Genomic DNA, 22,895 nt, shown 5'->3' on the forward strand with positions numbered 1-22,895 from the left:
AGGAACCTATGTGCGGGCGTTTCCAAAAGGAGGAGTAAATGGCCATGTGCAGCAAATTTCTGGGTAGCGTCTCGGCACTGATCGCGGTCGGCTGGACCGGGATAGCGGCAGCTCAGGACGTCACGCTGGAATACTGGGTTTATTCAGATTTCGCGCAGGGAGACGCGCTGGCGCTTCAGCAGCAATTCATCAGCGAGTTCACCGCCAAGCATCCCGGTGTAAAGATCAACATCGTCGGCAAAGGCGACGCGGACCTTACGGCGGGGCAGATCGCCGGCGCGGCGAGCGGCAACATTCCGGACGTCTTCATGAATGGCATCGGCACCGGCGCCCAACTGGTCGAAGTAGGCGCGCTGGCCAACATCCATGACAAGTGGATGGCCATGCCGGAGGAATACCGCAGCCAGTTCGACGAAAGCGCAATTAAGAATTGCACGCCTGAGCCAGGCAAGATGTACTGCCTGCCCTATACCGGCTACGGCTCACTCCTCTTTCGCAACCTGACCGTTCTCGAGAAGGCGGGCATCGATCCGTCAGTGCCGCCGGCAACCTGGGCGGAATGGCTGGACCAGATGAAGAAGGTCAAAGAAGCGGGGATGTACGCCATTCCCGACCAGGCGCTTATCTTCAACTCCATCGCCGAGATGTACGCGATCTCGGGCGACGTCAGCACCTGGGGTATCGACTGGGAAACCCGCACCACACGAATCGATCCGGACGTTATGGCCGAGGTTCTCCAAAAATTCGTGGACATGGCGCCGCTTACCTCCGGAACGAGCCGCAACGACCAGGCCACAAAGGACCTGTTCATCACCGACAATCTCGCCTTCCACACCGTGGGACCGTGGGTCAACCCGACCTATGAGGAAGCCAGCAAGAACGGTAAGCTGAAGTATGACTTCGTCCTCATCCCCGGCGATACGCCCGATAAGCACGGCGGCATACAGAATTACGAGATAATCGGCGTGGCTCCAGGCGAGAACTTCGACATCGCCTGGGAGTTCGCTTCCTACGTGACCGAGAAGGAACAGATGGCGCGCTGGGCGAAGCTCCTGTCTCGCTTCAACTCGAATGTCGCGGCCATGAACGATCCGGAAGTGTCGGCGCTACCACTGATCTCCAAGTCGGTGGAGGCCGTTAAATACGCCATGGACGTAATGCCTCCCTATCTCGTGAAGGCCGCTCCGAGCTGCTACTCCTCAACGGTCGTCGATTACGTTTCCGCCACAGCTGACGGAGACTATACGCCCGAGGAAGGCGCAAAGGAGATGATCGCGGAACTGAACGACTGCTTGGCCGAATAAGAGGCGGCGCTGACGCGGCCGGGCACGCCCGGCCGCCCATCCTCAAGGAAAGACGATGCCCTCCTTGCGCAGGCACCTGCCGCAATACCTGATGATCGCACCCTTCGTTGTGCTGTTCGTGGCCTTCTTCCTGTATCCGATCGTGAGCGGCTTCTACTACAGCTTTCACGACTGGAACGGGGTCGACGCACCGCGTTTCATCGGGCTTGCAAATTACGAGAAGCTTCTCGGATCGCGCGATTTCGGTCGCGCGATGGGAAATCTCGCGACTTACATATCGATCACGGTTCCACTTGGCATCCTCGTGGCTTTCGGGCTCGCCCTGCTGGTCGACAGCTTTACCGGGCGTTGGGCGAGCTTCTTCCGCAACGCGTATTTCGTCCCGGTGGTACTGCCCGCCTTTCTGGCGGCGACGATCTGGCGCTGGATCTACGCTCCGAACTTCGGCCTTCTCAACATGATCCTCGGCTGGTTCGGCATCCCGTCTATAAACTTTCTGAACGACACCGACTCGATGATCTACGCGCTCATCGCCGTCGATGTCTGGGTTTCGGCCGGCTTCAACATGGTCATCTTCCTGGCCGGCTTGAAGAACATACCGGGCGAACTCTATGAAGCTGCCCGGCTTGACGGCGCCAACAAGTGGCAGCAGATCGTCCATATCACAGTGCCGATGCTGGGCCCGGTCATGTTCTTCGTGATCACCTACAGCATCATCTCGGCCATGCAGGTTTTCGACAAGCCGTGGCTACTTACCGGCTCGTCCTTTGCCGAATATGGCGGCCGCCGCGGCGCGCTGCTCTTCCCCGTGATGGACATGATGGGGCGCGCCTTCGGGGAGGTCCACTTTGGGGAGGCGGCAGCATATGGCTTCCTGCTGACCGTCGCGATCATCCTTCTCACGCTGGCCTCCTTCGCGGTTCGCAAGTGGAGGCGCTCATGACCGCTCCTTCCCGTCCTCGCCTCACCGTCTGGACCGTCCTCAAATGGGCGCTCGCCATCCTGGTCGCAATCATTGCGGTCTTCCCGGTCTGGTGGATGATCAACGTCGTGTTCTCGCTGCCCGGCGAGCCGGTCTCAATCAATCCGCGGCTGTGGCCGACATCGATCGCGGCCGGGATCGAGAAGATCCAGATGATCTTCGCGGAGACCGGATATTTAAGGGCTTACGGCGTGTCGCTGCTCTACGCGGCACTGACGATCTTCGGCGTCCTCCTGATCGGCTCTCTCGCGGCGTTCGAATTCGCGTTGTTCGAGTTCCGCGGGAAGCGGGTCCTCTTCGCTGTTATCATGCTGTCGCTCATGGTGCCGACCGCGGTAACGATCATCCCGACCTATTTGTTGACCTCGTCGCTCGGATGGCTGAACACGATGCAGGGCCTGGTCGTGCCGGGCCTGGCCTCGGCCTTTGGCCTGTTCATGCTGGTGCAGTTTATGGGCGCGATCCCCCGCGACATGATCGAGGCGGCTCGGCTCGACGGCGCCAGTCACTTCCAGATCTACTGGCACGTTGCGCTTCCGCTCTGCCGCAACGCGCTGGTCACGCTCGCGATCCTGACCTTCATGCAGACCTGGGGCAATTACATGTGGCCCCTGATCGTGGCGACTCGCCCCGAAATGTACACCGTGGGCCAGGTCGTTGGGCTTTTCAACGCCCCGCTGTCGCACCAGACCGTCGACGTCGTAATGACCGCCAACCTCCTCGCCGCCATTCCGCCGCTCCTCTTCTTCCTGATCTTCCAGCGGAAGATCGTCGAGGGCATCGCGATGTCCGGCACCAAGGGATAACGGAGCCTTTACCCATGGCTTTCCTGGAAATTTCCTCTGTCACGAAATCCTTCGGGTCAGTGAACGTGCTGAAGGACGTGAGCCTTTCGATCGAAGAGGGCGAGTTCGTCGTCTTCGTGGGACCTTCGGGCTGCGGAAAATCGACGCTTCTCAGAATGATCACTGGTCTCGAGGATCCGACCTCCGGCACGATTTCCATCGGCGGCGAGGTGGTCAATGACGTCGAGCCCGCCAAGCGCGGCACCGCGATGGTGTTCCAGTCCTATGCGCTTTACCCGCACATGACCGTGTTCCAGAACATGTCCTTCGGCCTGCGTATGGCGGGAAGCCCGAAGGCGCTCATCCATGAACGGGTGGAGAAGGCGGCGGCAATCCTGCGCCTTGAGCAGCTGCTCGACCGCAAGCCGGCCCAGCTATCTGGAGGGCAGAAGCAGCGGGTGGCAATCGGCCGGGCGATAGTGCGGGAACCGCGCGTATTCCTCTTCGATGAGCCGCTTTCCAACCTGGATGCCGAATTGCGTGTCCAGATGCGCGCCGAGCTGATGGAGCTGCACCGGCGCCTGGGCACCACGATGATCTATGTGACGCATGATCAGGTGGAGGCCATGACCCTCGCCGATAAGATGGTAGTCATGCATGCCGGGCGCATCCAGCAAGCCGGCGCTCCTCTCGACCTCTACGACAATCCGGATAACCGCTTCGTCGCCGGCTTTGTCGGTTCGCCCAAGATGAACTTCCTGCCTGCGCGGATCGCGGGTTCCGACGGACAGGTCCTGAAGCTCGGAGGCATTGGAGGTCAGGGCGCCGCGAGCATCCAGGCCACGCTGCCGCGCGATGTCGAGAACGTAGAGATCGGACTGCGCCCCGAACATTTGCGCATGGTGTCCGGAACGACGCCCGCCAATGGCGCGCTGCGGCTGGAAGGCCGCGTCGTTTTCTGCGAGGAGCTCGGGGCGGAATCCTACGTCCACCTGGATCTGGCGGACGGCACCAGGGTCATCGCGCGCGCTGGCCGCGATGCGGCAAAGATGACCGATACCGCGGTCCTGACGGGAGATCTCGATCGGGCGCTTCTTTTCTCTCCCGACGGCGCGCGGATGCGCGGTGCGACCGGAACCAGCGCATGATCTCCCAAGGCAAGGACTCGGAGAGCCCGCTGATTATCGGCATCGACATTGGCGGGACGAAGACTCACCTGCGCGCCGAATACGCCGATGCGCCCAATGCAGGCAATGCGGGGGAGCGCATCCTCCCCAGCAGTCAGTGGCGGACGCGGAGCTGGAATGGCGACGCCCTCTGCCTGTTCGAGCTGGTGTCGGAGCTTGCGGCAGGGCGGCCCATCAGTGCCATCGGCATCGGCGCGCACGGATGCGACGACGACGAGGAGTGCAGGGCGTTCGAGACCGCCTTCTCAGCGCTGACCGACATTCCTGTCTCCGTCGTCAACGACGCTGAGCTTATGCCGCTCGCCCTCGGCCTCGCGGGCCAGATAGGTGTGGTCGCGGGGACCGGCTCGATCGCCGTGTGCCGTCCGCTGGGCAAGCGTATGATGTCCGCTGGTGGCTGGGGATGGCTCGTCGGCGACGAGGGCAGCGCGGCCGGCCTCGTGCGCGACGCCGTCCGTGCGGTCGCCCGGCATCTCGATGCGGGCGGGGAAGCGGACGAACCGCTTGCTGTGGCGCTGATGGAAAGCCTCTCGGTCCCGTCGCTTCCGCGGCTGGGCAGCGTCGTCGCGACCCTCGGCGGACCCGCCGCAGTCGGCGCGCACGCCGAGGCAGTCTTCGACGCAGCGGCGCGCGGGTCTTCGCTTGCTCGGAATGTCATCGAGGAGGGAGGGCGCGAACTGGCGAGACTCGTCATGCATCTCGATGCGCGCGGCGCCCAGGCGGCTTATGCCGTGGCAGGCGGTAGCGTTATCGTTGCCCAGCCCTCTTTGTGGAAGGCATTCTCCGAAGCGCTCACCGAGGCGTCCTGCGCGCGCATTACGCCGCAACTGTTTCGCGGGAGCCCGGTTGAGGGGGCATGCCGTCTCGCCGCGATGCTTTCTAATTCTTTGCCCGGCCGGCGGAACTCCTACCCGGCCACGGCGCGAACCTGACCAAAAAGAAGGAAATCCGATGAGTTACCGTTCCACGATAGCCCGCCAGCCCGAAGCGCTGGCCGACACCTATGCAGCCGCTAGCGAGCAGCTTGCCGGGATGGATCTGGCGTCGCTCGACAGGCCGGTGATCGGAATTACGGGCATCGGCGCCAGCTTTGCCGCGGCGGTGGTTGGCGCCGGCGAGCTGCAAGCGCAGCGGCGACGTGCCTTCGCGATCCGCGCCTGCGATATGGCCGAAGGGCGTAACCTGGTCGACGCGCTTGTGGGCCTGTCCCATCGCGGCCGCAGCGTCGAGACGGTCCTGGCGCATGAGAAGCTTGCATCTGCAAAGCGCCTGGCGATCACAAATGATCCGGCGAGCCCGCTGGCGCGGGCTTCCGACCTGCATCTCACGTTGAACAACGGCTCGGACGCGACCCCATCGAGCACGGGCTACACTGCAACGCTTTTGGCTATGGGTATGGCGTTTGAGAAGATGACCGGAGGAGCTCGCGGCGACTTCGCGTCGATCCCTGAACTCGCGCGGGAGATGCTCGCCAACGCATCCGTAAAGATGAAGCGGCTGCGCGAACTGTTTCATCAGCGCCGCGCCATCGACTGCGTCGGGGCAGGCGCATCGCTGGGCACCGCCGACGGAGCATCGCTGCTGATCAGGGAGGCGGCACGCATTCCCGCATCGGCCTACGATACACGCCATTATCTCCACGGTCCGCTCGAATCTATGGATGGGACCACCGGCGTGGTCATCTTCGGCGATGGTCGGGAAATCGAGCTGGCGCACCAGGTGGAGAAAATCGGATGTCCCGTCCTGCTCGTTACCACCGACGCCTCTGTGAAGGACGGGGATCTGCTGACCGTCATTACCGTTCCGAAGCAGTCGAACCAGATCGCGCAAGGCATCCTGAACATCCTGGCGCCTCAGCTGTTCGCCGCGGAACTATCGGACGCGGCTAACCTCACCGATACCAAGTTCCGTTACCGCATGAACGACACGAAAGTGCCAGCGTAATCCCGAGGGCGCCAATACGCACTTGAGGAGATGCCCAGCGGCCCACGGCAGACGCACTGCTGCTCGGAGGCAAAGGGTCCGTGTTTGGACAGCTGTCCGTTGCCAACGGGTTATATTGAGCGTTTGCATTTGCTGGTTGGGGCGGCCATGCATCCGACCTGTAGGTGCGGCATTTCATCGGCCGCTGGCCGTAATGCCATTCGTACGGTTCAAGAAGATGAGGCAGAGTATTGCTCTGCCTCAGTTTGCAGGCCCTATTCCGGAACTACCGCAGTTACGTCGATCTCGAGCAGCATTCCGGGAATTGCAAATCCGCTCACCACAAGAAATGTGTTTGCAGGAATAGGCATGTCCCCGTATGCCTCCCTCCGGCATTGCGCCACAGGTCCTTGATAACGAATATCGTTGACGTAAACGACTTGCTTAACGACGTCGGCAAGCGTCGCACCCTGGTCGGCCAACTTCGTCTTGATCTTCTCATATGCGTAGACGCACTGCTTGTATGGATCGCCGAGATGCAGGATAGCCGCGCTCTTGTCCTCGGTTTCGGTATGGTCCTCCGCCCCGACACCGGCCAGGAAAATAAACTTGCCGGGTCCTTTCACGGTTACAGACTCGGAAAACCTCGTGCGCGTCCACTCGGAGTAAGTGTGTCGTTCAACTTCAAGCGCCTCTACGCTCGGCGCGAACAGGCTAGCCAAGGCTACTCCCAAGGCCATTCGGGACATTCGCATTCAAAAATCTCCTCTCCACTTGAATTATGCCACCGGCGGACGCTAGTGCGATGTCTGCTGATTTTCATGCGGCATATCGCACGATATCTAGGATAATAGCAGGAGTCTATATGGAACGACGTCTGATAAATTGGCAGTAATATCAAGGGCCCATATCGGCTCATCCAATCGCTCATAGAATCATGCACGATTTATGATTTATGATCGATCCTTGACGATCGATAATTTATCGTAGATTATGAGATCAGGAGGACAATCGTGATCCGCAAACCCGTTTTGGCGCGCGTCGTGCTCGTCGACCAAGTCACCGCCGTTCTGATGGAACGCATTCTCGACCGCGACTACACCCCGGGCGAGAAGCTTAACATCGATGCGCTCTCGCGTGAGTTCGAGGTGAGTTCCTCTCCCATTCGCGAGGCGTTGACGCGGCTGTCCACGCTGGGCCTGGTCGCATTCGCCTCCTTCACCGGATTTTCGGTCGCGCCTGAGCCATCGCGCGAGTGGTTCGAGCAGTTGCGCGACTTCCGCATCCTTAACGAGGGGTGGGCGGCTCGGCGTCTGGCGCGCAGCCGCGAACCCGCGGCGATCGCGCGAATGCGTGAGAGCATCGAGGCGATGGAGGCCAATCCGCCGCGCGGGCAGGACCGGGACTATGTCGGCATTAGCCGTGCCGACGAGAACTTCCACAACGCCATGCTGGAGGCCGCCGGCAACGAGATTTTGTCCCAGGCGGTAAAGGGACTGCATCCTCATCTGCATCATGCGCGGCTGTTCAGCCGCATCCCCCACGACATTGCGCCGATGCTCGACGAGCACCGCGCCATCTACGACGCGATCATCCGGGGCGACGAAGATGGGGCTCAAGCCGCGGTCGAAGTGCATCTTCAGATGTCATGGCGTCGCTACGGCGGCTGGCATTCGGACCTGCCAGGAAAATCGCAAGAAGAACTTTCGGGCGTGAAAGGTTAGATTCTTGCTTTGTGCCTGCTGCCTGATTGCGATCTTTGGCATCTATGCCGCGTTGCCGGTCTTCTGGCCGCCCCCGCCGATATTCCTGGCGGGGGCGGCCCCTCGGCGGCAGGTATCGCGCTCATTGGTTCTATCGGCAATCTGGTCGGCTTCGCCAGCCCTTCCATCGACGGCTGGGACAAGGGCGCGACTGGCTCGATCAATGCCGAACGCTACGTCATCGGCGCCAGCCTTACAGCGGCTGCCATCGCTCACGTGGCCTTGCGTGCGCGCCTGACGCACGCCGCCGCCTGATTTTCAAAGCAAAGGACGAATTCATTATGACCAAGATCGTATCCGTTGAGGTTCTTCAAGCGGACCTAAAGCCCAAGGTAAAGCGCACCGACGCGGTGCAGGCCTTCGAATTGCAGGAGACACCGATGGTCCGCATCACCGATGCGGACGGTGCGACCGGAACCGGCTACAGCTATACAATCGGCACAGGCGGCTCCTCGGTCTGCAAGCTGATCGACGACCATCTTGCCCCGGTACTGATCGGCCGCGAGGCGGAGGAGATTGAAGGGCTCTGGCGGACCCTGTTCTTCCGCGTTCATGCAACGACGGTCGGCGCCATCACCTCAATCGCGCTCGCCGCGATCGACACCGCACTCTGGGATTTGCGCGCCCGCAAAGCAGGGCTGCCGCTGCACCGGCTCGCAGGCGGCGCGAAGAACGCGATCGACCTCTATTACACCGAGGGCGGCTGGCTCCACATGTCGGAGTCTGAACTGGTCGAGGAGGCGCTCAAGGCCAAGGAGAGCGGGTTCGGCGGCACCAAAGTCAAAGTGGGCCGTCCGCATGTATTCGAGGACGTGAAGCGGCTTTCCGCGGTGCGCGACACGGTCGGCTGGGACTGGGAGGTGATGACCGACGCCAATCAGGGCCTTTCGCTCGACGAGGCGATCCGCCGGGCACGGCACTACGAGAAGCTCGACGTCGCTTGGTTCGAGGAGCCGATTCATGCCGACGATGTCGGCGCGCATCGGCGCCTTTCGCAGTCGACAACGGTGCCGATCGCGGTTGGCGAGTCGATGTATTCGGTCTCGCAGTTCAAGGACTATCTCGAGGCCGGCGCCTGCTCAATCGTTCAGGTCGATGTCGGCCGCGTCGGCGGCATCACACCCTGGCTCAAGGTCGCGCATATGGCTGAGGCCTTCAACGTGCCGGTCTGCCCGCATTTCCTTATGGAGATCCATCTCGCGCTCTGCTGCGCCGTGCCGAACAGCCGCTGGCTCGAATACATCCCGCAGCTCGACCTCGTGACCTCTTCGCCGATCCGTATCGAGAACGGCAAGGCGATCCCCTCCGACCAGCCGGGCCTCGGCATCGACTGGGATTGGGAGGCGCTGGAGAAAACCATCGTTCACCGCAAGAGCCACGGCGCCGCGCCGGCCCTGAAGGCGGGAGCCTAAGATGGGTGCACTCGCGCCGATCCCATCGCCTCGGAGACAGATGTCAACCGGGCGGCGCTCACCCGGATCGAAACGCAGCTGAAGCCGCATACCATCGACGGAGGCCGGGCAATTTGAACCGCCCGGCGCCCGAAGAACACAAACTAGAGGAGGAGACCCGATGACTTTGCAGACCTTGCCTCTCGCGGCGGGCGAGGGCACGGCCGGAGACGCGCTATACAAGCGCGTTTACTGGCGGCTCACCCCCCTGCACGGCAGCGGCGAGCGCAAATGGCATCTCGCGCTTTGCGCCATCGCCAGCGGCATCGGCTATGCGGTGAGCGCTGCCTTCCCGCACGACCTCACCATCGCCGTGGCGGGGCTCTCGCTGGCGACGCTCGGCATCCTCGCCATTTTCCCGGTGTTCTGGACTGCACCCTCGACCTTCCTCAGCGGCGTCGCGGCGGCAAGCGGCATCGCCCTCATCAACTCGATGGGCAATCTCGGCAGTTATCTTCAGCCCGACCTTTATCGGCTGGGTCGACGATCAGATGCACAGCACCCAGCTCGCGATCAACGTCATCGCCGGCATGATGGTGCTGGCCGGGGTGCTCGTCCTCCTGTTCTGGCCATCGGGGAGACAGTGAAGCCATGAGTACGACGACAAACCCCCAAGCTACCCGATACCGTGCGGAAGATCTCGAAGCACTCGCGCGGGGGCTTTTCGAACGCGCCGGGATGCCGGCGGAGAAGGCCAGCGATGTCGCCGCGGTGTTGGTCGAGGGCGACCTCTTCGGCAAATCGACCCATGGGCTCGCACTGCTGCCGCTCTATCTGCGCGACATCGAGGCCGGCGGCATGACGCTCGACGGCGATCCCGAGGTACTCAACGATCTCGGCGCTTGCCTCACCTGGGACGGGCGCAAGCTGCCCGGCCCCTGGTTGCTGCGGCGCGCTACCGCCGAGGCGCTGAGCCGGGCGAAGCGCTTCGGCCTGGGTGCGGTCGCGATCCAGCGAAGCCACCACACCGCCTGTCTCGGTGCCTATCTGGAGCCGGCGGTCGCGGCCGGCTGCATGGTTCTGGTGACGTTGACCGATCCTGGCCATAGCAGCGTCGCGCCCTTCGGCGGCGTCACGCCGGTGCTGACCTCGAACCCGATCGCCTTCGGCGCGCCATCGCCCGACAGGCCGATATTGATCGACATGTCTACGGCGCTGATGACCAATGGCGGCGTCGCCGCCTACCGCCAGCGAGGTGAGGCGCTGCCGCATCCCTTCCTGATGGATGCGCAGGGCAAACCCTCGACCGATCCCAACATCATTGCCGCCGATCCGCCGGGCACGATCCTGCCGCTCGGCGGGCTGGAAGCGGGCCACAAGGGCTTCTCGATCGGACTCATCGTCGAACTGCTGACCGGCTGCCTGAGCGGCCGCGGCCGGGCCGAAGGCGACGACGGCTGGAGCGCAGCGGTCTTCGTCCTGGTTGTCGATCCGGCCGCTTTCGGCGGCGAGGAGGATTTCCAGCGTCAAGTCGCGGCGCTGGTGGACCTTTGCCATGGCTCGGCACTGCGCCCCGGCTTCAACCATGTCGACTTGCCCGGCGCGCAAGCGTTTAGCCGCCGCGAAGGCCAGCGCCGTGACGGCGTGCTGCTGTCTCCCGGCATCGTTGCCGGTCTTGCCGAAAGCGCGAGCCGCTTCGGCCTCACCATGCCCGCCGCCGTTTCCTGACGGCGGTCACCATCAACGACAATAACGTTTGGAGGAATTCCCATGACAATGTCCATCGCGGTGGGGAAGAGCCCCGCCGAGCAGGCCAACATTCGGCGCGCCGTCACGGCGGCGACCATCGGCACGATTATCGAATGGTTCGACTATGCGCTCTACGGCGCCGCGGCCGGGCTGATCATCAACAAGCTGTTCTTCCCGCAATTCTCGGAATCGGCCGGCGTGCTGGCGGCTTTCGCCACCTTCGCCGTCGGTTTCTTCAGCCGGCCGCTCGGCGGCGTGCTGATCTCGCATATGGGTGACCGCTTCGGCCGCAAGCCGGCGCTGATCTTCACCATATCGCTGATGGGCCTCACCACCGTTGCGATGGGCTTGCTGCCGACCTATGCGCAGGTCGGCCTCTGGGCGCCCGCCCTGCTGGTTTTGCTGCGCCTGCTCCAGGGTTTCGGCGCCGGTGCCGAATATGCCGGCGCGGTGACGCTTGTTGCCGAATACGTTCCGCCGGAGCGCAAGGCCTATTACACCGCTTACCTCCAGGCGGCGACGGTGGTCGGCATCATGCTGGCGACGCTCATGTTCCTGCTCGTATCCTACCTGCCGGAGGAGACGCTGTTCGGCTGGGCTTGGCGCGTGCCCTTCCTGATCTCTGCGCTGCTTTTCGGCGTGGCGCTCTACATCCGCAAGAACCTCGATGAGACGCCGGAATATGTCGCTGCCATGAAGAAAGCGGCAGAGCGACGTCACGAGCAGCGCGTGCCAATCGGCGAGTTGATCACGAAGAGCCCGCGCGAATTGCTGTTCGGCTTCCTGTCGGTCACCGGCCACAACGCCAACGCCTACATCCTGAGCGCCTTCAGCTTGAGCTACATGACCAACACGCTCGGCATGACCCGCACCGACTCACTGACCGCGGTTATGATCGCGACGCTTACAGGCATCATTATGACGCCGCCGATGGGCGCTCTCGCCGATCGCATCGGCCATGCGCGGGTTTATTTCTTCGGCGCGGTCTTCGTCTTCTTCTTTGCCTTCCCGATGTTCGCGATGCTCGATACGAAGAACGTCGTCCTCGCCACGCTCGCGCTCAGCATCGGCTACGGCATCGGCTTCGGCGGGCTCGCCAGCGCGCAGGGTGCCTTCCTTGCCAACCTCTTCCCGGTTCGCTACCGGTTCTCCGGTATCGCCATGACCCGAGAGCTGAACAGCCTGCTCATCGCCGGTCCGACGCCTTTCATCGCCTCGGCGCTGGTCGGCTGGGGCGGCGGCGAACCGACGCTGGTCGTCGGCTATTTGATGCTGTGCTGTGCAGTAACCGCGATCGCGATCCTCGCGGTCCGCTCGCGATCCTTCGAACGCGGCTCCACCTGAAGCCGCGGCAGGAGGTGTCTGACCGCCTTCGGTTCGTGCACCCCGTGCATACCGGCGATACGATCTGCAGGGGGTGACGACCAGCGCCCAGGAAACGGCCCCGAACGCGCAAATATGGACCGCGCAACCGAGCGGTGCGAAGTGTAAATCAACAGGATGTGGTGCTATCTTGCGGCCACATCCTGCTTGTCGAATGGAAGGCTCAAGATGACGATACGATTTGACGGGAAAACCGCGCTGATCACAGCCGCAGCTCAAGGGATCGGCCGTGCAAGCGCGCTGGCTTTCGCGGAAGCCGGCGCAAAAGTCTATGCAACCGACATCAACATGGGCGCGCTGAAGGAGATCGAAGGCGTTTCGGGAATCATCACGCGCAAGCTCAACGTTCTCGACGAGACGGAAGTCAAGGCAATCGTCGCTGAAATCGGGCAGGTCGACATTCTGTTCAACTGTGCGGGCGTCGTTCACGGCGGCACAATTCTTGAGATGAAGGACGAAGATCTCGATTTCGCAGTTAATCTCAATGTCAAGGCGATGATTCGCACCATCCGTGCAATATTGCCGGGCATGTTGGAACGCAAGGACGGCGCTATCATCAATATGGCCTCCGTTGCATCGAGCGTTAAGGGTGTGCCGAACCGCTTTGCCTATAGCGTCACGAAGGCTGCGGTCATCGGGCTGACCAAGGCCGTTGCTGCCGATTATGTCACCAAAGGCATCCGCTGTAACGCGATCTGCCCCGGCACGGTCGAAAGCCCGTCGCTGCAGGATCGTCTCCGCGCACAGGGGAATTATGAAGAGCAGCGTGCGGCCTTTATTGCTCGTCAACCGATTGGCCGTATAGGCCAGCCTGAAGAGATCGCCGATCTCGTCGTCTACCTCGCTGGCGCCACTTATACGACCGGCCAAGCGTACAATATCGACGGCGGCTGGACGATTTAAATCCTCAGCCGCTTCACCAATCTCCCAGGAGTAAACACATGAAGTTTCTTCGCTATGGCGAAACCGGACAGGAGAAGCCGGGTCTTCTCGATGCCGACGGCAATATTCGTGACCTGTCCGCGCATATCAGCGATCTGTCGGGTGGAGCTCTGAATCCCGAAGCGCTGGCCAAGCTTGGCTCACTCGATGTCAATTCATTACCAAAGGTCGAAGGCAACCCGCGTCTGGGCCCGTGTGTTGCGGGTACCGGCAAGTTCATCTGCATTGGTCTCAACTATTCCGACCACGCCGCCGAAACCGGCGCCGCTGTTCCGTCCGAGCCGATCATCTTCATGAAGGCCACTTCGGCGATCGTCGGCCCGAACGACGATCTCATCATCCCGCGCGGTTCTGAAAAGACCGACTGGGAGGTCGAGCTCGGCATTGTCATCGGCAAGACCGCAAAATATGTCAGCGAAGATAACGCGCTCGACTATGTGGCCGGCTATTGCACCATTCACGACGTTTCCGAACGTGCCTTCCAGATCGAACGTCAGGGCCAATGGACCAAGGGCAAGTCCTGCGACACGTTCGGCCCGACCGGTCCATGGCTCGTCACCAAGGACGAGATTGCAGACCCGGAAAATCTCGGCATGTGGCTGACGGTCAATGGCGAAACCATGCAGAACGGTTCGTCGAAAACCATGATCTATGGCATACGCCATCTCGTTTCTTATCTGTCGCAGTTTATGTCGCTGCAGCCTGGTGACATCATCTCCACAGGCACGCCCCCCGGCGTCGGCATGGGTATGAAGCCCCCGCGCTATCTCAAGCCTGGCGACGTTGTCGAACTTGGCATCGAAGGGCTTGGCACTCAGAAACAGAACGTGCGCGCCGATATCTGATCACGGGTGAAGTCGCACACCTCACCCGTAACACTTCCGGATTGCTGATTGACGGCGACGGCAATACCGAGCGTTGTTACGCTATTCTGACGAGGCACCGACGCGCACAAGGCGTCGGAGCCATCACGCCGAGTTTGTTGACGGCGTCATCTCCGAGATCTGCATCGATCCCAAAGGAGAGATTGCGGGGATCAGTCCGCTGCCATCTCCGCCCGCCCATCCGGCGCGCAGGATATAGCCTACATCGTCTTTCCGATCTCGGCGAGCAGTGAACGAAACCAGTGGCTGTAGGGCTCCCGATGCATGCGTTCGTGCCACCAGGCCCGGTTCTGCATGACCGGAAGCCTGACGGGCAATTCGGCGATGCTCAATTGATATTGCTGAAGATAGCTGATGACGAACCGCTTTGACACGGTGGCGATGAGATCGGAGTTCGCGACGATCTCCGCAACCGTCAGAAGGTTCTGCACGCGAAACTGGACAAAAGGCCGATCGCCCCGCTGAGCCAGCCTCTCGTGCAGCAGCAGTTCCGTCGTCGTCTTGCTCGGTGTGTCGAACTGGACGTGCGGAAGCGCAACATAACGTTCGTAAGAGAGGTTGCCGTCTTCAAGCGCCGGATGTCCGGCGCGAGCGATGCATACCAGTTCGTCCGTGAAAAGCACCCGTGAGCGCAGGACCGGAGCCGGAGTGACGTTCCATCCCACAAGAAAATCGACCTCGCCCTTTTCGAGAGCGCTGGTGTCGTGAAGGCGATCGGGCGGGCGTATTTCCAACTGCACTCCGGGTGCACGGACCGCAACCTCGGACATCACCCGGGCCAAGAACACGTTTTCCGTATAGCCGGTTGCCGCAAGCCTGATCGTCAGTCCGCTTGTTTTCGGATCGAATTCCTGGGGAGAGGACGAAAGCCGCTCCATAGTCGCCAAGACCTGGTGGATTTCCGATTCCAGCAAGATGGCGCGCGGCGTGGGAACCATATGGCCGCCGGACCAGACCAGCAGCGGATCATCAAAATAAGCTCGCAGCTTTGCCAGCATCCGGCTCATTGTCGGCTGCTTCAGGCCCAGCTTGAAAGCCGCGCGTGAGACATTTCTTTCCTCCATCAGGATCGAGAAACCGCGCAGCGTAAACAGATCAATCTTCCATCTATCCATTTCGGAATACTTTCTATGCCATGGCAGCTCTTTCTTTCACCCCTCCCGCTAAGCAATAGGGATCTGAACGGCATGCCTTTCGACCGCTGGATTGTGAAGGAGGAAACAATGACCAACACGCCCGCTGGTGTCCCTGGTAGGAAAGTGCTGCCGGAAACAGCGGATGAAGCCTTACTTGATCGACCCTACCGGTCAATAGCAGATGTGGAGGCGATTGAAGAGGTTCCGCTTGAGCATCGTCTGGGCGTCGTGGACTTCTGCAAAAGGATCTCGTTGGCTCTGGCTTCGCGCGATGCTGACGATGTCGCGATATCCTATGTCCACGACGGAGATGTTGATCGCGCGCCTGACGAGGTTACCTTCGCCAGCTTTCGCCAGAACATCGCTCGGACCGCCACACTCTTGCGCTCGCGGGGCCTGGGACCGGACGACGTCGTCGCCGTATTGCTTCCGGCTGTTCCCCAGATCTATTGGGCGCTTCTTGGCAGCATGGCGAACTCCATCGCCTTTCCCATAAATTGGATGCTGGAAGCCCCGGCGCTGCTGCATCTCCTAAAGGAGGCCGAGGTCAAATCCGTGATCGCGCTCGGACCGACACCCGGCTTCAGGATCTGGGAATCCCTGATGTCGGTCATTGATGCCTTGCCGCCCGGCCTGCCGGTTTTTTCCGTAGCCGGCCCCGGCGGAACGGTCCTCGACAATGATCTCGACGCGCAACTGGCATCTCTATCGGATGACGAGCTTGAAGCAGAGACTCCTAAGAGCGGTGACGTGACTGCGGTCTACGTGCACTCTGGCGGAACCACCGGAATGCCTAAGATCGTCAAGCTCTCGCACCGGAACATGTCCTACCGGCATTGGACGCTCCAACTCGCCTCCAGTTTGAAGCTCGGTGAGGTGATCCTCCACGACACGCCGATGTTCCATGTCGGGGGATTGATCGGCCGCTGCCTCTCGCCCCTGGCGAGCGGCGCGAGCGTTCTCATACCGAGCATCATGGGCGCGCGCGACAAGCGTTACATGTCCAACTACTGGAAGTTCGTCGATAAATACGGCGTCACGCGCCTATCCGGCGTGCCGACGACACTCGCCGTCTTGGCGAAGACCCCAACGGAGGGGGTAAATCTAACGTCGCTCGCCCCCTACTTCATCACCGGATCCACAGCCCTGCCTGTATCGGTTCGCGCAGAGTTCGAAAGAGTTTCCGGCGTCCGCGTCCTCAACTCCTACGGCATGACCGAGAACACGGCGAGCATCGCCATCGATCCCCGCGATGGTCCGCGAAAGGATGGGAGCTCCGGAATCCGGCTGCCCTATACGCAGATACGTGTCGTTCCCTTGGATGGAAAGGCCGACGATTCGTCCCCGTCCGATACGGCAGCGGTCGGCATGCTGCAAATCAGAGGACCTGGTGTCGCGTCAGGCTATGTCAACGCGGCTCACGCAGCCGCAAGCCGTACGGAGGATGGTTGGCTGATCACCGGCGATCTCGGCCGCATAGATGAGGACGGATATGTTTTCGTCACGGGGCGCGCAAAGGACGTGATCATCCGCGGCGGGCACAACATAGATCCGGCCCTGATCGAAGAGCCGCTGTTGAAGCTGCCCGCCGTTCTCCATGCGGCAGCGGTCGGCAAGCCCGATAGCTATGCCGGTGAACTGCCCGTCGCTTACGTCCAGCTCGTGCCGGGCTCATCGGCGACGCCGGAGAGCCTGATGGCCTATCTCAAGGACTGCATAGTCGAGCGTGCTGCTCTCCCCAAAAGCATCACAATCGTCGACATGTTGCCGCTGACGGATGTCGGGAAGCCTCTGAAAACCGAGCTTCGACGGCGCAGCGCCGAGGAAGAATTCCGCTCCGTCTTGTCGGACATTTTCGAAGGGAGTGCAGAGCCCGGCATGCTGGAGGTCAAAGCCCTCAACTCGGCCAATCTCGGGATCGCGATTTCGATCGCCGTCGAGGGTGTTCCGAAGGAGGAACAACCCGAAGTGGACAGACGTATCGCGCAGGTGATGGGCCACTATCCGCATCCCTATGCGATCGAGTGGCGGTGAGCGGTGTTCGGGGCGGCGGAAAAGTTGGTTGAAGAGCATGCCAGTATGCACAGCGCGAATACCGTGTATGCACTGAACCTTATGATGGCCGGGTTATTTAAACCCAGCTGCTGAGTTAGAATGCGCTCATGATAGAAATCGTGGTTTTTCGACCACGTTGGAGGAGGGCGCTTCTATCGAGGAATCGAAGCGCCGAATGGACAGAAATGGGAGGATCCAGATGTTCAGGAACTTGTTGCGTGCGTCGATAGTGACGCTGTTCGCGGGATTGGCTCTTTCGGCGCCGAGCATGGCGCAGGAGAAGCTTCCGCTAAGAGTTGCCTACGTTCCGGCCGCGCCAGGGCTTGTCGTATGGGTGGCGCAGGATAAGGGATTTTTCGCCGAGCAAGGACTGGATGTCTCCTTCGTTCCCCTGCAGAACATTTCTCTCGTGCCGGGGGCCATCGGCAAGCAGCTCGATGTGGGAATGGTGACGGTTCCCGACCTGATCAAGGCGTCTGCCGGCGGGCTTGACGTGGTGGCCATCTCAGGGGGCCATATCGAGGTCGAAGGAAGCACGACTAATGTTCTTGTGGCACGCAAGGACGCAGGCATTTCCAGCATCAAGGACATATCCGGTAAGACCGTCGGCACCCCGACTGTGGGCGCCATTCTTCACGTAGCGCTCCTGCACTGGATGAAGAAGGAAGGCATCCCTGCCAACTCGATCCGAGCCGTCGAGGTACCCTTTTCCAATATGCCCGACCAACTTGAGGCCGCCCGCATCGACGTAGCGGTCGGCGCGCAGCCCTTTGCGGATCGCATGCTTGCTGCCGGAAACCTGTCGCTCGGAAACCCGCTGCTGCAGATCGCGAACCCGGTATTGGCTACACTCTGGATTTCCGAACGTGGCTGGGCCGAGGAGAACAAGGAGGCAGCGGCCAAATGGAATGCCGCATTGCAGCAGTCGAAGGACTTCATCGCCAATGACCCGGATGGGGCCCGCGAGATCCTCGCCAAATACACCAAGCTTCCTGCCCCCGTCGTGCAATCCCTTGAGCTTCCTCATTTCGAAACGAAACTGGAAGCACAAGAAATCGACGTGTGGGCTCAGGTTCTGCGCGAACTCGATCAGTTGCAAGAACAGATCGATGCGTCGAATCTTATCGCGACCGTAAAATAGAGACGCATGGTGCCCATTTTCGAACTCGAGGACGTCTCGCTCTCCTATGAACTCGCTGGGGGAGCCCGGAACGTCCTGCGGAATATAAGCTTCACCGTATCCGACGGCGAAATACTTACTTTCTGTGGGGCATCCGGCACCGGCAAGACGTCGCTGCTGCGGATCATGGCTGGACTGACCAGGCAGACGGGCGGCACCGCGAATTTTCGCGGTGCTCCCATCGATGGTCCGGCTAATGACGTCGCCATCGTTTTTCAGGACTATTCCAACGCCCTTTTGCAATGGCGAACGGTCGGCCGGAATGTCGCGTTGGGCATAGAGAGGACGCTCAAGGGGACGGAACTGAAAGACCGCGTGATGGACGCGCTGCGGCTGGTCGGCCTTGAGAAAAACGTCAACGATTATCCATGGCAGCTTTCGGGTGGCATGCAACAGCGCGTCCAGATCGCCCGGGCACTGGCGCTCAAGCCATCCGTCCTGCTTATGGACGAACCTTTCGCGGCACTTGATGCGATGACCAAAGCGTCGCTTCAGGACGAACTGCTGAACATTCGCGACAAGACCGGCGCAAACATCGTGTTTATTACACATGACATCGAGGAGGCCGTTTATCTCGGGGATCGCGTCGCCGTCCTGAGGGGGACGCCGAGTACCGTGGAGCAGCTGTTCGATATTGCGCTGCCAAAGCCGCGCAACCAGATCACGACGAGGGAATTGCCTGAGTTCCTTGCCTTGCGTCATCAGATTCATGACGCGATTGGAGGACATTCGTGAAGCTCAGTCCGCTTCTGCGGGGAATCGGAGGTCTGCTGGTTTTTGTACTGGCGTGGGAGTTTCTGATTCAGTCCGGAATGATCCGCTTCCAATATCTTCCTCCGCCGTCGGCGATAGCGATTGCCTTCAACGAGCTCATAGCAACTCCGACGATGTATGCGGAAATGATGCATACGATCGGTGCGGCTTTGGGCTCCTGGGTTATCGCGGCCATGATCGGAATTGTTTTGGGAGCGGCGCTCGGCCTCTCAAAGTCTCTGCGTACCTATACCATGACAAGCATCGAGGTACTGCGGCCACTGCCTCCCGTAGCGCTCATCCCGGTGGCACTGCTGATGTTCGGCTTTTCCTTGAAGACCGAGCTTTTTGTCATTGCGATCCCCGCCATCTGGCCGATCCTGGTCGGCACGATGGGCGGCGTCCTCTCCACATCGACACGGCTCAGGGAAGTGGCGAGGTCGCTGAAGCTGCACCGCAGCGAAATTCTCTTCAAGATTCTGATTCCCGCCGCCGCTCCCTCGGTTCTTGTGGGTTGCCGGCTGAGCATGTCACTCTCGCTGGTCCTCGCCATCGTCGTCGAAATGATCGGCAATCCGGAAGGGCTGGGGTATGCGGTGGTCCGCGAGGCACAGGCTCTCAATCCCAACCTCATGTTCGCCTATATCATACTGATCGGCCTTCTGGGCGTTCTCTTCAACCACTTCCTCGTCGTCGCGAGCAAGATATTGCTGCCAGGTGAGTTCCGGCGGCCAAATTCGCTGATGGGGAGGTGAGGGCTATGCTAGCACTGGCGAATGCGGCGAAGGGATTCCTGCCACTGGTTATAGCTATCGGCGTCTGGCAGTATGCCGGAGACAAGGAGTCCGCGCTTTTTCCGCCACCCGCAACCTGGTGGCCGGCCATTGCCGATCTCATCGCCGCGGATACGTTTTTCCCGGCGCTGAACGCCACGCTTTCCCTCATCGGCCTGAGCCTGGCGGCGGCCTCATTGGTCGGTTTTGTCCTCGGCCTTGTCATAGGCACCTTGCCGGGCTTCCGTCATTGGACAAGCCTTGTGCTCGAATACCTGCGCGCGCTTCCTCCACCGGTGATCATACCGCTTGCTGTCCTGCTGCTCGGCTATACCATGACGATGAAGGTGTCGGTGATTGCCTTTGCAGCGTTCTGGCCCGTGATGTTGAACACGATCGCCGGGGTCTCGCAGATTCACAACCTCACTTTCGACGTTGCCCGCTCGCTCCGGATGACCTGGTTCGAAACGCTGTCCAAGGTCGTGTTGCCGGCAACCATCCCGTCTCTGCTCCTGGGCATTCGAATCGCGCTTCCACAAAGCGTAGTCGTCACGCTGGTGGTCGAGATGTTCACCGGCGAATCCGGCATCGGCAGCCTGATGATCGCGGCCCAGCGCAACTTCAACGCGGCGGAGGTATTCGGCCTTCTGGCCGTGATGGGTCTCTTTGGCTACGGCCTTACTGCCGCTTTCTCGGGGCTCGAGCGCGCGATTTTGCGACGCTGGCCGCTTTCGGCTTCGGCCTCATGAGGATTGGCTGGAGGACTAGATGACCTTGGACCGGATTTCGACACTGCGCAGCATCCTGTTCGTGCCGGGCGCACGACGGGACCTGTTTGCCAAGGCGGAAGCTACCGGAGCGGACGCCCTCGTCCTGGACCTTGAAGATTCGGTCTCCACAGACATGAAGGGGGAGGCCCGGCAACACGTCGCCGACGCGTTGGCGAGGTCCGCGCATCGGCTGACATTCGTTCGCATCAACCACCCGTCCTCAGGACTTGTCGATGAGGATATTTCGGTGCTGGCGCCCCATCCGTCACAAGCGCTAATGGTGCCCAAGGTGGATGATGCCAAGGATCTGCTCGATGTGGATCGCGCGTTGACCAAGTTTGAACAGCGCGCAGGGCTCGCAAGCGGTGCGATTGGGATCATGATCGTGGTCGAGACGTGTCTCGGACTGCGCAACATGTTCGAAATTCTGCAGAATATGCCTCGGGTTCGCGGCGCTGGACTTGCCAGCGCGGAGGAGGGCGACCTGATGATGGACATCGGCGGCTATTGGACGGCGGCGGGAGATGCGCTTGCCTATGCGCGCGGCAAGTTCGTATGTGACGCCCGCGCGGCGAAAGCGGAATGGCTGGTCGATGGAGCCTTCATGAATCTGGGGAGCGACGATGCCCTGGAGGCAGAGGTGAGCCGCGCCCGCATGTTAGGCTTCACCGGGAAGATTGCTATCCATCCGCGCCAGGTCCCCGTGATCAATCGCGCCTTCATGCCAAGCACTGACGAAATCGAGAAGGCCCGCCGGTTGTTGGATGCATACCGCGAAGCAGAAGCGAGGGGGCAAGGCGCCATCCGCTTCGAAGGCATGATGGTCGATCTTGCGAACGCAAAGCGAGCCGAGCGCATCCTGTCCTTCGCCGCCGCGGCGGGTGTTCCGGCATCACAACAACACGATGGCTCCAAAGACGAGAAGCGTTGAAGGATAAGCCAATGCAGAAGCAGGTACGTCGCGTGGTAACGGGTCACAATGCGGCCGGGCGTGCCATCGTCATTTCCGATGGTCCTGCGCCATTCGTTCACCTCAATCCGCGCGATCCGGACTTCTTCTCCGTCGATGTCTGGCGCACCTTCGAGACGCCGGCAAATATCGTGGCGCAGCCCGGGGAGCCAACACTCGGCCCGCGGCGCCAGCGTCCGACACCCGGCGGATCCGTGCTGCGTATCAACCATTTCCCTCCGGAATCCGAGACGATCGCGAGGATGACACCGCAGGAGTCTACGCAGCTCTTCACAGAGCTTGGAAACGCCCACGGCGTTTCGGCTGGCTCGCGCCACCCGCTCATGCACCGCACCGAGACGATAGATTACGCGATCGTTCTTTCCGGAGAAATCACGATGCTGCTGGACGATGAGGACGTGCATCTCAAAGCTGGAGACATCGTGGTCCAATGCGGCACGAACCATGCATGGTCGAACCGATCCAAGGAGCCGTGCTTGATCGCCTTCATTCTCATCGACGGGCGTTTCGATCCGGACCTGAAAAATCAGCTTGAAGGAGCCCGCGAGGCTTAACGGGGAGATGTTACGTTAACCAGCGGTCGAGCAGAACCTCTTCGACTTCGCGCGGGCGCACATCGAACCAGCAATCCACCAGGAGGAGCGGGCAAACGATTTCGATCGGAAATCGATGATCGCTGTATATCGCGGCGGCTCTCCCCATGTTCGCCAATTGTTGTAACAGCACTCCCACAAACCAGCTGACGTCGGCATTGGACATGTGAGAAGCAGATGAGCTTGATGGGCAAATGATCGAGCAGGCCTGGACCGGGAAACCAGCAGGCTGTTTCGGAATGCTTCTCTGTGGCATAGTTTGGTGCTGAGTCGCTTTCTTTGGGGGCTTCGAAGGGAGCGTATGGAGCGGAATCCCCAGCACTCAGGTGACGATTGGTAGCTGACCGGAATCCGAGTGAATATCGAGTTTGC

At 60.9% G+C, this 22,895-nt stretch carries 24 protein-coding genes; 21 read left to right on the forward strand and 3 right to left on the reverse strand.

Translation table 11 applies throughout. The features are described 5' to 3' along the window. The first annotated feature begins 38 nt into the window (after positions 1 to 38). The 6 genes from GNP00_RS15950 to GNP00_RS15975 are packed head-to-tail and all read left to right on the forward strand — an operon-like array spanning position 39 to position 6,202. Entirely contained in the window at positions 39 to 1,304 is a 1,266-nt protein-coding gene (locus GNP00_RS15950; RefSeq protein WP_011582870.1) for an ABC transporter substrate-binding protein, read from the forward strand. A gap of 55 nt (positions 1,305 to 1,359) precedes the next feature. Further along, positions 1,360 to 2,247, forward strand: coding sequence for a carbohydrate ABC transporter permease (locus GNP00_RS15955; protein ID WP_011582869.1), 888 nt, complete (start codon positions 1,360 to 1,362; stop codon positions 2,245 to 2,247). Further along, positions 2,244 to 3,092, forward strand: coding sequence for a carbohydrate ABC transporter permease (locus GNP00_RS15960; protein WP_011582868.1), 849 nt, complete (start codon positions 2,244 to 2,246; stop codon positions 3,090 to 3,092). The genes GNP00_RS15955 and GNP00_RS15960 overlap by 4 nt, the downstream gene beginning before the upstream one ends. A gap of 14 nt (positions 3,093 to 3,106) precedes the next feature. Then, positions 3,107 to 4,219, forward strand: coding sequence for an ABC transporter ATP-binding protein (locus GNP00_RS15965; protein ID WP_011582867.1), 1,113 nt, complete (start codon positions 3,107 to 3,109; stop codon positions 4,217 to 4,219). Next, positions 4,216 to 5,190 carry an N-acetylglucosamine kinase gene (locus GNP00_RS15970; RefSeq protein WP_011582866.1) on the forward strand — a complete coding sequence of 325 codons (975 nt, stop codon included), beginning with the start codon at positions 4,216 to 4,218 and terminating at the stop codon, positions 5,188 to 5,190. The genes GNP00_RS15965 and GNP00_RS15970 overlap by 4 nt, the downstream gene beginning before the upstream one ends. 19 nt (positions 5,191 to 5,209) lie before the next feature. After that, positions 5,210 to 6,202: an SIS domain-containing protein gene (locus tag GNP00_RS15975; protein ID WP_011582865.1), complete on the forward strand. Its 993-nt coding sequence runs from the start codon at positions 5,210 to 5,212 to the stop codon at positions 6,200 to 6,202. 254 nt (positions 6,203 to 6,456) lie between these two features. Here the strand turns inward: GNP00_RS15975 and GNP00_RS15980 are convergent, their stop codons facing one another. Continuing rightward, on the reverse strand, positions 6,457 to 6,903 hold the full coding sequence (locus GNP00_RS15980) for a Rid family hydrolase (RefSeq protein WP_246263725.1): 447 nt from the start codon (positions 6,901 to 6,903) through the stop codon (positions 6,457 to 6,459). 291 nt (positions 6,904 to 7,194) lie between these two features. Between GNP00_RS15980 and GNP00_RS15985 the strand changes: the two genes are divergently transcribed. From GNP00_RS15985 to GNP00_RS16020, 8 genes are all read left to right on the forward strand, one after another. Next, a complete protein-coding gene (locus GNP00_RS15985) occupies positions 7,195 to 7,905 on the forward strand; it encodes an FCD domain-containing protein (RefSeq protein WP_011582863.1) in 711 nt (236 codons plus the stop codon). A gap of 9 nt (positions 7,906 to 7,914) precedes the next feature. Then, a complete protein-coding gene (locus GNP00_RS15990; protein ID WP_011582862.1) occupies positions 7,915 to 8,199 on the forward strand; it encodes a hypothetical protein in 285 nt (94 codons plus the stop codon). A gap of 26 nt (positions 8,200 to 8,225) precedes the next feature. Then, a complete protein-coding gene (locus GNP00_RS15995; protein WP_011582861.1) occupies positions 8,226 to 9,356 on the forward strand; it encodes a mandelate racemase/muconate lactonizing enzyme family protein in 1,131 nt (376 codons plus the stop codon). 160 nt (positions 9,357 to 9,516) lie between these two features. Further along, a complete protein-coding gene (locus GNP00_RS16000; protein ID WP_041544874.1) occupies positions 9,517 to 9,990 on the forward strand; it encodes an MFS transporter in 474 nt (157 codons plus the stop codon). Further along, positions 9,987 to 11,063 carry an Ldh family oxidoreductase gene (locus GNP00_RS16005; RefSeq protein ID WP_011582860.1) on the forward strand — a complete coding sequence of 359 codons (1,077 nt, stop codon included), beginning with the start codon at positions 9,987 to 9,989 and terminating at the stop codon, positions 11,061 to 11,063. Before GNP00_RS16000 ends, GNP00_RS16005 begins: the two co-directional genes overlap by 4 nt. A gap of 42 nt (positions 11,064 to 11,105) precedes the next feature. Next, positions 11,106 to 12,428 carry an MFS transporter gene (locus GNP00_RS16010; RefSeq protein WP_011582859.1) on the forward strand — a complete coding sequence of 441 codons (1,323 nt, stop codon included), beginning with the start codon at positions 11,106 to 11,108 and terminating at the stop codon, positions 12,426 to 12,428. Between the two features lie 207 nt (positions 12,429 to 12,635). After that, the gene (locus tag GNP00_RS16015) at positions 12,636 to 13,370 is read left to right on the forward strand and encodes an SDR family oxidoreductase (RefSeq protein WP_041544873.1); all 735 of its coding nucleotides are present in this window, start codon (positions 12,636 to 12,638) and stop codon (positions 13,368 to 13,370) included. Between the two features lie 38 nt (positions 13,371 to 13,408). Continuing rightward, positions 13,409 to 14,254 (forward strand): fumarylacetoacetate hydrolase family protein, encoded by an 846-nt coding sequence (locus GNP00_RS16020; RefSeq protein WP_011582857.1) that lies wholly within the window; start codon positions 13,409 to 13,411, stop codon positions 14,252 to 14,254. A gap of 239 nt (positions 14,255 to 14,493) precedes the next feature. Here GNP00_RS16020 and GNP00_RS16025 read toward each other — a convergent pair whose 3' ends face one another. After that, on the reverse strand, positions 14,494 to 15,408 hold the full coding sequence (locus tag GNP00_RS16025) for a LysR family transcriptional regulator (protein WP_011582856.1): 915 nt from the start codon (positions 15,406 to 15,408) through the stop codon (positions 14,494 to 14,496). A 108-nt stretch (positions 15,409 to 15,516) separates the two neighbouring features. Here GNP00_RS16025 and GNP00_RS16030 point away from each other — a divergent pair, with 108 nt between their 5' ends. The 7 genes from GNP00_RS16030 (at position 15,517) to GNP00_RS16060 (ending at position 22,484) form a co-directional block, all read left to right on the forward strand. Beyond that, entirely contained in the window at positions 15,517 to 17,463 is a 1,947-nt protein-coding gene (locus GNP00_RS16030; RefSeq protein WP_166016162.1) for an acyl-CoA synthetase, read from the forward strand. Positions 17,464 to 17,683: 220 nt separating this feature from the next. Further along, on the forward strand, positions 17,684 to 18,625 hold the full coding sequence (locus GNP00_RS16035) for an ABC transporter substrate-binding protein (RefSeq protein WP_011582854.1): 942 nt from the start codon (positions 17,684 to 17,686) through the stop codon (positions 18,623 to 18,625). Between the two features lie 6 nt (positions 18,626 to 18,631). Further along, entirely contained in the window at positions 18,632 to 19,399 is a 768-nt protein-coding gene (locus tag GNP00_RS16040) for an ABC transporter ATP-binding protein (RefSeq protein ID WP_011582853.1), read from the forward strand. Beyond that, a complete protein-coding gene (locus GNP00_RS23415) occupies positions 19,396 to 20,172 on the forward strand; it encodes an ABC transporter permease subunit (RefSeq protein WP_011582852.1) in 777 nt (258 codons plus the stop codon). Before GNP00_RS16040 ends, GNP00_RS23415 begins: the two co-directional genes overlap by 4 nt. Positions 20,173 to 20,177: 5 nt before the next feature. Beyond that, positions 20,178 to 20,939, forward strand: coding sequence for an ABC transporter permease (locus GNP00_RS16050; protein ID WP_011582851.1), 762 nt, complete (start codon positions 20,178 to 20,180; stop codon positions 20,937 to 20,939). A gap of 19 nt (positions 20,940 to 20,958) precedes the next feature. Beyond that, the gene (locus GNP00_RS16055) at positions 20,959 to 21,891 is read left to right on the forward strand and encodes an HpcH/HpaI aldolase/citrate lyase family protein (protein WP_011582850.1); all 933 of its coding nucleotides are present in this window, start codon (positions 20,959 to 20,961) and stop codon (positions 21,889 to 21,891) included. Positions 21,892 to 21,902: 11 nt separating this feature from the next. Further along, the gene (locus GNP00_RS16060; protein ID WP_011582849.1) at positions 21,903 to 22,484 is read left to right on the forward strand and encodes a cupin domain-containing protein; all 582 of its coding nucleotides are present in this window, start codon (positions 21,903 to 21,905) and stop codon (positions 22,482 to 22,484) included. 10 nt (positions 22,485 to 22,494) lie between these two features. On the opposite strand, the gene GNP00_RS16065 is transcribed toward GNP00_RS16060, so the two are convergent. Further along, a complete protein-coding gene (locus GNP00_RS16065) occupies positions 22,495 to 22,689 on the reverse strand; it encodes a hypothetical protein (RefSeq protein WP_166016166.1) in 195 nt (64 codons plus the stop codon). Between the last annotated feature and the right edge of the window lie 206 nt (positions 22,690 to 22,895).

It is taken from the genome of Chelativorans multitrophicus (genome assembly GCF_011317445.1).
Lineage (GTDB): Bacteria > Pseudomonadota > Alphaproteobacteria > Rhizobiales > Rhizobiaceae > Chelativorans > Chelativorans multitrophicus.

Coding starts and splice junctions, on each gene's coding strand:
- GNP00_RS15950 (WP_011582870.1), top strand. CDS start 39: ATGGCCATGTGCAGCAAATTTCTGGGTAGCGTCTCGGCACTGATCGCG.
- GNP00_RS15955 (WP_011582869.1), top strand. CDS start 1,360: ATGCCCTCCTTGCGCAGGCACCTGCCGCAATACCTGATGATCGCACCC.
- GNP00_RS15960 (WP_011582868.1), top strand. CDS start 2,244: ATGACCGCTCCTTCCCGTCCTCGCCTCACCGTCTGGACCGTCCTCAAA.
- GNP00_RS15965 (WP_011582867.1), top strand. CDS start 3,107: ATGGCTTTCCTGGAAATTTCCTCTGTCACGAAATCCTTCGGGTCAGTG.
- GNP00_RS15970 (WP_011582866.1), top strand. CDS start 4,216: ATGATCTCCCAAGGCAAGGACTCGGAGAGCCCGCTGATTATCGGCATC.
- GNP00_RS15975 (WP_011582865.1), top strand. CDS start 5,210: ATGAGTTACCGTTCCACGATAGCCCGCCAGCCCGAAGCGCTGGCCGAC.
- GNP00_RS15995 (WP_011582861.1), top strand. CDS start 8,226: ATGACCAAGATCGTATCCGTTGAGGTTCTTCAAGCGGACCTAAAGCCC.
- GNP00_RS16000 (WP_041544874.1), top strand. CDS start 9,517: ATGACTTTGCAGACCTTGCCTCTCGCGGCGGGCGAGGGCACGGCCGGA.
- GNP00_RS16005 (WP_011582860.1), top strand. CDS start 9,987: ATGAGTACGACGACAAACCCCCAAGCTACCCGATACCGTGCGGAAGAT.
- GNP00_RS16010 (WP_011582859.1), top strand. CDS start 11,106: ATGACAATGTCCATCGCGGTGGGGAAGAGCCCCGCCGAGCAGGCCAAC.
- GNP00_RS16015 (WP_041544873.1), top strand. CDS start 12,636: ATGACGATACGATTTGACGGGAAAACCGCGCTGATCACAGCCGCAGCT.
- GNP00_RS16020 (WP_011582857.1), top strand. CDS start 13,409: ATGAAGTTTCTTCGCTATGGCGAAACCGGACAGGAGAAGCCGGGTCTT.
- GNP00_RS16025 (WP_011582856.1), bottom strand. CDS start 15,408: ATGGATAGATGGAAGATTGATCTGTTTACGCTGCGCGGTTTCTCGATC.
- GNP00_RS16030 (WP_166016162.1), top strand. CDS start 15,517: ATGACCAACACGCCCGCTGGTGTCCCTGGTAGGAAAGTGCTGCCGGAA.
- GNP00_RS16035 (WP_011582854.1), top strand. CDS start 17,684: ATGTTCAGGAACTTGTTGCGTGCGTCGATAGTGACGCTGTTCGCGGGA.
- GNP00_RS16040 (WP_011582853.1), top strand. CDS start 18,632: ATGGTGCCCATTTTCGAACTCGAGGACGTCTCGCTCTCCTATGAACTC.
- GNP00_RS16050 (WP_011582851.1), top strand. CDS start 20,178: ATGCTAGCACTGGCGAATGCGGCGAAGGGATTCCTGCCACTGGTTATA.
- GNP00_RS16055 (WP_011582850.1), top strand. CDS start 20,959: ATGACCTTGGACCGGATTTCGACACTGCGCAGCATCCTGTTCGTGCCG.
- GNP00_RS16060 (WP_011582849.1), top strand. CDS start 21,903: ATGCAGAAGCAGGTACGTCGCGTGGTAACGGGTCACAATGCGGCCGGG.
- GNP00_RS16065 (WP_166016166.1), bottom strand. CDS start 22,689: ATGTCCAATGCCGACGTCAGCTGGTTTGTGGGAGTGCTGTTACAACAA.